At 34.7% G+C, this 7,100-nt stretch carries 7 protein-coding genes; 2 read left to right on the top strand and 5 right to left on the bottom strand.

What is annotated here, in order from left to right; genetic code table 11:
• Positions 1-173 precede the first annotated feature (173 nt).
• Positions 174-827, bottom strand: a complete 654-nt coding sequence (tfoX, locus tag DV417_RS08475; RefSeq protein WP_118879371.1) for a DNA transformation protein TfoX — start codon at positions 825-827, stop codon at positions 174-176.
• 384 nt (positions 828-1,211) lie between these two features.
• Here tfoX and recA point away from each other — a divergent pair, with 384 nt between their 5' ends.
• Both recA and recX read left to right on the top strand, forming a co-directional pair.
• Positions 1,212-2,276 carry a recombinase RecA gene (recA, locus tag DV417_RS08470; protein WP_009499645.1) on the top strand — a complete coding sequence of 355 codons (1,065 nt, stop codon included), beginning with the start codon at positions 1,212-1,214 and terminating at the stop codon, positions 2,274-2,276.
• Between the two features lie 79 nt (positions 2,277-2,355).
• Entirely contained in the window at positions 2,356-2,814 is a 459-nt protein-coding gene (recX, locus tag DV417_RS08465) for a recombination regulator RecX (RefSeq protein WP_118879370.1), read from the top strand.
• On the opposite strand, the gene crcB is transcribed toward recX, so the two are convergent.
• The 4 genes from crcB to hcp all read right to left on the bottom strand — a co-directional run bounded on the left by crcB (position 2,811) and on the right by hcp (position 6,906).
• Positions 2,811-3,197, bottom strand: a complete 387-nt coding sequence (crcB, locus tag DV417_RS08460; protein WP_118879369.1) for a fluoride efflux transporter CrcB — start codon at positions 3,195-3,197, stop codon at positions 2,811-2,813. The genes recX and crcB overlap by 4 nt on opposite strands.
• Positions 3,197-4,015, bottom strand: a complete 819-nt coding sequence (locus DV417_RS08455) for a Cof-type HAD-IIB family hydrolase (RefSeq protein WP_118879368.1) — start codon at positions 4,013-4,015, stop codon at positions 3,197-3,199. The genes crcB and DV417_RS08455 overlap by 1 nt, the downstream gene beginning before the upstream one ends.
• Positions 4,016-4,127: 112 nt before the next feature.
• A complete protein-coding gene (gene hcr / locus DV417_RS08450; protein ID WP_118879367.1) occupies positions 4,128-5,150 on the bottom strand; it encodes an NADH oxidoreductase in 1,023 nt (340 codons plus the stop codon).
• A gap of 103 nt (positions 5,151-5,253) precedes the next feature.
• On the bottom strand, positions 5,254-6,906 hold the full coding sequence (gene hcp / locus DV417_RS08445; RefSeq protein WP_118879366.1) for a hydroxylamine reductase: 1,653 nt from the start codon (positions 6,904-6,906) through the stop codon (positions 5,254-5,256).
• Between the last annotated feature and the right edge of the window lie 194 nt (positions 6,907-7,100).

Raw genomic sequence — 7,100 nt, 5'->3', positions numbered from 1 at the left:
AATCAACAAGTGCCCACACAGATTGTCTGATACATTGTTAAAGAGCAAAAAACAACGACGCACGTGGAAACTTAAATACTTCACAACAGTGCGTCGTTGTGTGCGGTGCATTATAGGGATTTTCAAAACCCTTGCAAGTACTTTTTACAAAAAATTATTTGAATGAACAAATTTTATTCGTCATCTAATTTTCTATAGCCTTTCAAGCCATTCTTTCTCAAAATTTCATTTAATTTCTTTAATAAACGCTCTTTTTCAGATTGACTTAAAAATTGGCTATTTTTATTTTGCAAAGCACATACTAACTTCCAATAAAAATCTAAAGTTGCTCCGCTGCCTCTTTTCTTTAATTCCACCAATGCATTTTCTGCACCAATTTCTCTTAGCATAGCAACATCAGTAATGCCAACTTTTATTAGCGCCCTTTCATGCTTGATAGTTAAATTGGGTAAATCCTTTAATCTATTTAGCTTTCTCAAAGTACGATCTAACTTCTGATTGCGGATTTGCTGAATAGAAAGAATAATCAATTTTCTACACAACATATTATTGCGCATCACCTGATCTGAAAGCGCATAATATTGAGAAAGTACAAATCTCTTATTCAACTCATTTGTTGTAAATGGTTCACAACCTAATTTACTTAATTGAATTGCAAGTTCATCCTCACCACGTAGATAAAGTTTTTTATTCTGCCAAATGGCAAACATTGTCTCTTCCTTGTGAAACAAACCGTAACCTGTAAAAAGATTTTTAAAGGTAACATTTCCTACCAACTGATCTAATAGAAGGCAAACATTATTTATATGCTCGTCTTTTATGTTCATATTAACCTCATATGGATAAGTAGTTTAAAGGAGTTAGTAGAAGTACTTCTGATTTGGTTTATATCATGAAGTTTTTAATCTTACTAAGAATAAATTTCAGATTTGTGAAGCTGATCGTAAATTTGAAATTTATTTTTATGTAAACAATTGGTTTATATATAAATATACTATATTTAAAAATTTTCTTACTATTATGTATTGTATATAATTTAACCTAAAAATTCAATTAACAAACTTTATCATAACTCCCTCATTTTGAGGTTTAGCTCTGCTTTTTTTGGAATACAGATCCCATATTTTTCCAAATATGAATATTTTTCTTGACCTGTACATCAATACAGATATAATCACAAAAAACTTGAACATTCAAACAGGAATTCACTTATGGCGACTCAAGAAGAAAAACAAAAAGCACTAGCTGCAGCATTAGGACAAATCGAAAAACAATTTGGTAAAGGCTCAATTATGAAGTTAGGCGATACCAAAACGTTAGATGTAGAATCTATTTCTACTGGATCACTTGGTTTAGATGTTGCACTAGGAATTGGTGGTTTACCTATGGGACGAATTGTAGAAATTTTCGGACCAGAATCATCTGGCAAAACAACATTAACTCTTTCCGTCATTGCTCAAGCTCAAAAAGCGGGAAAAACCTGTGCATTTATTGATGCAGAACATGCCCTTGATCCTATTTATGCAGCAAAACTTGGGGTGGATGTAAAAGAACTTTTTGTTTCTCAACCAGATAATGGTGAACAAGCACTTGAAATCTGCGATGCGTTAGTTCGCTCTGGCGCAATTGATGTAATTATAGTGGACTCCGTTGCCGCACTGACACCAAAAGCTGAAATTGAAGGGGATATGGGGGATTCCCATATGGGGCTACAAGCTCGTTTAATGTCACAAGCTTTACGTAAACTTACTGGCCAAATTAAAAATGCAAACTGTTTAGTTGTATTTATTAACCAAATCCGAATGAAAATAGGTGTGATGTTTGGTAATCCTGAAACCACCACAGGCGGTAATGCATTAAAATTCTATTCTTCTGTTCGCTTGGATATTCGTCGCACTGGTTCTGTAAAAGATGGCGAAAATATTATTGGAAATGAAACCCGTGTAAAAGTAGTAAAAAACAAACTAGCAGCACCATTCCGTCAAGTAGATTTCCAAATTCTTTATGGCGAAGGTATTTCAAAAGCAGGGGAATTATTAGAACTTGGTGTAAAACACAAGCTTGTAGAGAAATCAGGTGCATGGTATGCCTATAATGGAGAAAAAATTGGCCAAGGCAAAACTAACTCAATGAAATGGCTCAATGAAAATCCAGAAAAAGCAGATGAGTTAGAAGCTCGTTTACGCGCAGAATTAGTGGCTAATCCAGAACAAGCTTTAATGGCTGACATTGAACAATCTGAAAATAGTTCAGAATCAGAAAGTGATTTTGAATAAATCAAATCATCAACGCCAAAAGTGCGGTCATTTTTAACCGCACTTTATATCAACTCAATAAAAATAAAGGAATCATTCCTTGTCATCTCTTGCTTTTAATTACATAGTTAATCTTCTTTCTCGCAGAGAATATAGTGAATTCGAGCTCCGCAATAAAATGCAGGAAAAGAACTTTTCGGAAGAAGAAATTGATGATGCATTATCTTTATGCCAGGCAAAAAATTGGCAAAGTGATCGTCGTTTTTCAGAAAATTATATAAATTCACGCGCACAAAAAGGTTATGGTGTAGGAAGAATTCGACAAGAATTACTCCAATTAAAAGGTCTGTCTTCTGATATTATTGATGAAGTTTTAATGGAATCAGAAATTGATTGGTATGAAATGGCAGAGAACTTGTTACGTAAAAAATTCCCAAATTACAACGAACAGCAAACACCTAAAATGAAACAAAAAATTTGGCAATATATGTTATCACACGGATTTCGTAGCGATGAATTTGCTGATTTAATTGGGCAAAACCAAAGTGAATGGGATTAATGTAAAAGTTGAGAACAAATTTTATATATCCAAATTCCCAATACAGTCATAGCTAAACACCCGAATAAATGCATCATCAATACACAAAATCCATTTAACCACTTGTCATTAAAAAATAATTCCACAACTTCAGAAGAAAAAGAAGAAAATGTAGTTAGCGATCCTAAAAAACCGGTAATTAAAAATAATCGCCATTCAGAACTAATTTGTGGAAATTGCCCCAAAAGCCCAAGTAATACCCCAATAATTAAACAACCAAGCAAATTAGCAATTAAAGTCCCAAAAGCAAACGAAGAAAATACAGGATTAAATAACAATCCTATAGCCCAACGTAATGACGCACCTAATATTGCACCACAACTTATGAATAATAACTCCTGCATTAATCATCTAATCCAAATTGAGTTCGCAAATAACGAGCGACTGATTCTTCTTTATTTGAGCCAATAACATCTAACTCTGGACAAGATTTTTTTAAACGAATATCCGCATCTTGCATGATACAGCCTTTACCAGACCAAGAAAGCATTTCTACATCATTCATTCCATCACCAAAAGCAATACAGTCTTTTAACTCATATTCTCGTGATTCGAGTAAATATTTTAATGCGTCGCCTTTTGAAACATTCTTATTCATTACTTCCAAACAAGCTAATGCTGAATAAACAATTGTCGTTACGTCACCAAACTTATCTCGTAAATAAGTTTCTACTTCAACTAAATCTTCTGGAGTTTTACCAATAAAAAAGACTTTTTCTGTCCCACGTCCATGATGTTTGAAAAAATCAACTACGTTATAATCAAATCCAGATTCTTTATGGAACTGACGCATTGCAGGAATATCTTTATTAGTAAACCAACCTTCATCTTGATAGCTATTCATGCATACTTTGGAAGTATCAAATGGCGTTTTGTAAAGCTCGAGAACTAACTCTTCAGGCAAGCTGTTGCTATAAAGCAAATTACCCTGTAAATCCCGTACTCGAGCACCATTTGATGTAATCATAACCGCACGTTCCGCACCAATTTTTCCAAGAATGGATGACACATCAGTATGGTTACGCCCTGTTGCTAAAATGATATCCACACCGTTTTGCTCTAATGCTCTCAACGTATCAATGGTAAGATCACCGACTAAATGTTCAGGTGTTAAAAGTGTGCCATCTAAATCAGACACCATTGCTCGAAAAGGTAAATTCATAAAAACCTCAAAAAATAAATTGCGGTTATCATATCACTAAATATACAAATTGCCCTTGTCCAAGATCAATGTATAAAAAACCGTAATAAAAATAACCGCACTTTATTAAGGATTAAGGCATTAAATCAACCGATATATTTCCTTTCATTTGACAGCAGCACGCTAAAACATAACCTTGTTTAATTTCACCTTCTGTCAGCGGTCCATTTGAACTCACTTCATAATCACCACTCACTACTAAAGTTTTACAAGAACCACAAATACCTTCTCTACAGGCTGCAATAATCGGTGCTTTATGTTCTTCCAAAGCAGCTAACAATGTTTTTCCAACTGGTACAGAAAAAGTTTGAGGTACTGGATTAGTAATAGAAAGCGTCACTTGTTTACTATTATCTAACATACAATTTTCTGATGAAGAATGAAATTGCTCTAAAAAGAAACGCTCGGATGGGATACCAAGGGATTCTGTCATCGCACGTAAATCACTCATATAACTTTCTGGGCCACAAGTAAGCACCGTATAATCAGCTATATTGGGTACAAGGTCAGATAACATTTGACTATTTAAACGTCCAGCTATAAAGCCATCACCCGCATCAATAGAAGCATTAATAAATAATTTTAACTGTGGAAATTGTTCTTTCAGTAATGCCCATTCTCGTTTAAAAATAACATCTTTAGGCGAATGGACACTATAGAATACAACCACATCTACACCTGGTTTATTTTTTAATAACCAGCGAGTCATAGACATGATTGGCGTAACGCCACATCCACCAGCCACAAGTAAATATCGATCACTTACAATGCGGGTACAGGTAAATTTACCCATTGGATCGGATAGCCAAATTTGATCACCTTCTTTAATTTCGGATGTAATCCAATTAGAACCAACCCCGTTTTTAATACGACGAACGGTTAAAGTAACAAAACGGCTCATTCCTGGCGTAGATGATAGCGTATAAGCTCGTACAATATTTGGTGTATTACGAATACTCACTAAAGCATACTGACCAGGCTCATAAGGGTAAAAATCTTGTGCTATTAATTCAATTGTATAGACATCATCAGTTTCCTGATGAATAGAATGCACCTGCATTTCGTTATAACACAACGGATTCTGATTATTTGACATAGAATTTTCTCTTTGAAGATAGAAAAAAGTGCGGTGGATTTTTAAAATGTTTATAAAACTAATACTACAAATTAAAAAATCGACCGCACTTTTCTATGAAATGTTATTTAGCTAAAGCTTCTGCCATATCTTGTTCAGGTGTTGTCAAACCGCGCAAACCGAATTTTTCATTTAATAATGCCATCACATTATCATTTAAAAATGCTGGTGCAGTCGGCCCTGTATAGATATTTTTAACACCTAATGCCAATAAGGTAAGCAAAATAACAATAGCTTTTTGCTCAAACCAAGAAAGCACAAGTGTTAATGGTAATTCGTTAACGCTAATACCCAGTTTTTGAGAAAGATTTACAGCAAGCATTATCGCAGAATACGCATCATTACATTGCCCAACATCTAACAAGCGAGGTAACCCATCAATAGCGCCAAAATCTAATTTATTAAAACGATATTTACCACAACCTAAAGTTAAAATCGCACAATCTTCCGGTACTTGACGAGCAAAATCAGTGTAATAGCTACGTTCACCTTTGCTACCATCACAACCGCCCACTAAGAAAACATGACGTAATTTTCCACCAGCAACAAGATTAATCACCGCATCTGAAGCATCTAATAAAGTTTGACGACCAAACCCAACGGTAATTTTGTGTTCTAACTCATCATAAGGGAATCCTGCCATTTCTTGTGCTTTCGCGATAACTTGACTGAAATCACGATCTTCAATGTGCGTTACACCAGGCCAGCCCACAATGCTACGGGTATAAATACGATCTGCGTAATTACCAACATTAGGATCAATAATACAGTTAGAGGTCATAATTACAGGACCAGGGAATTTCGCAAATTCTTTCTGCTGATTTTGCCAACCACTTCCATAGTTACCAACCAAATGGTTATATTTTTTCAATTCTGGGTAACCATGCGCAGGCAACATTTCACCATGAGTGTAAATATTTATCCCTGTTCCTTCCGTTTGTTCTAAAAGTGCTTTTAAATCTTTTAAATCATGACCAGAAATTAAAATACATTTTCCTGCAACAGGCTTCACATTTACCGTTGCTGGAACAGGATGACCAAACGCTTCTGTTTCACCCGCATCTAATAAACTCATTACTTGAAAATTCATATTACCGATGCCAAGTGCCTTTTCTAACAATTCATTTAGATCACTTGGGTTCGTTCCTAGCCACGCCATAAACTCATGGAATTGACGATATACCTCATTATCAAATTTACCTAAAACATGAGCATGTTCCATATAAGCAGCCGCACCTTTTAAACCGTATAAACAAAGCATACGCACGCCATGTACTTCTTCCCCAATCAAAGTGTGGTCAGAATTTAGGGCAAAATTCGCAGCTTGTTTTGTTAAATCAGAAATCGTTGCACCTTCAAGCTGTAAATGAGCTAATGGATGGTTTATATCAATACTTGGATTTAATGTACGGCAACGTTTCATTAAATTATCGCGATAAGCTATGGCTTGTTGTGCATATTCAACTATACGTTGAGAATCAAAGTTTACATTAGTCAAGGTAGAAAAAAATGCTTGTGCCGTAAAAGCATCAATTTCATTATCGATAATAGCTAAATCTCTCGCTTGAATAGCCCAAGCAGATAAGCTTTGCAGAGTTGCAACAAGTAGGTCTTGTAAATCAGAAGTTTCCGCAGTTTTACCGCACATTCCTTGAGAGTAACTACAACCGTTACCCACTGGTGTACGCATTGTTTGTTCGCATTGTACGCAGTACATAATTAAGTCCTTTTGATTAGAATAGAAAGTTTCGTTATAAACCCGATAAAATCACTCAGATTTATAAAAAAATGATAAAACCTTTTTTCTATTAGATACAAAAGGAAATTTTGATTAATTAGAATTTGTTTGATCTAGATTAAAATACCAATAACAAGTTAATCTATTTTTATTTAAAAGAACATAAATTCTAA

The sequence above is a fragment of the Haemophilus haemolyticus genome (genome assembly GCF_003490935.1).
GTDB classification, from domain to species: Bacteria; Pseudomonadota; Gammaproteobacteria; order Enterobacterales; family Pasteurellaceae; genus Haemophilus; species Haemophilus haemolyticus_M.
This window is presented reverse-complemented; position numbering and strand designations above follow the sequence as displayed.

What these genes read in the sequence shown, in the direction of transcription:
- hcr (WP_118879367.1), bottom strand. Translation starts at nt 5,150, where the DNA reads ATGTCAAATAATCAGAATCCGTTGTGTTATAACGAAATGCAGGTGCAT.
- recA (WP_009499645.1), top strand. Translation starts at nt 1,212, where the DNA reads ATGGCGACTCAAGAAGAAAAACAAAAAGCACTAGCTGCAGCATTAGGA.
- tfoX (WP_118879371.1), bottom strand. Translation starts at nt 827, where the DNA reads ATGAACATAAAAGACGAGCATATAAATAATGTTTGCCTTCTATTAGAT.
- crcB (WP_118879369.1), bottom strand. Translation starts at nt 3,197, where the DNA reads ATGCAGGAGTTATTATTCATAAGTTGTGGTGCAATATTAGGTGCGTCA.
- hcp (WP_118879366.1), bottom strand. Translation starts at nt 6,906, where the DNA reads ATGTACTGCGTACAATGCGAACAAACAATGCGTACACCAGTGGGTAAC.
- DV417_RS08455 (WP_118879368.1), bottom strand. Translation starts at nt 4,015, where the DNA reads ATGAATTTACCTTTTCGAGCAATGGTGTCTGATTTAGATGGCACACTT.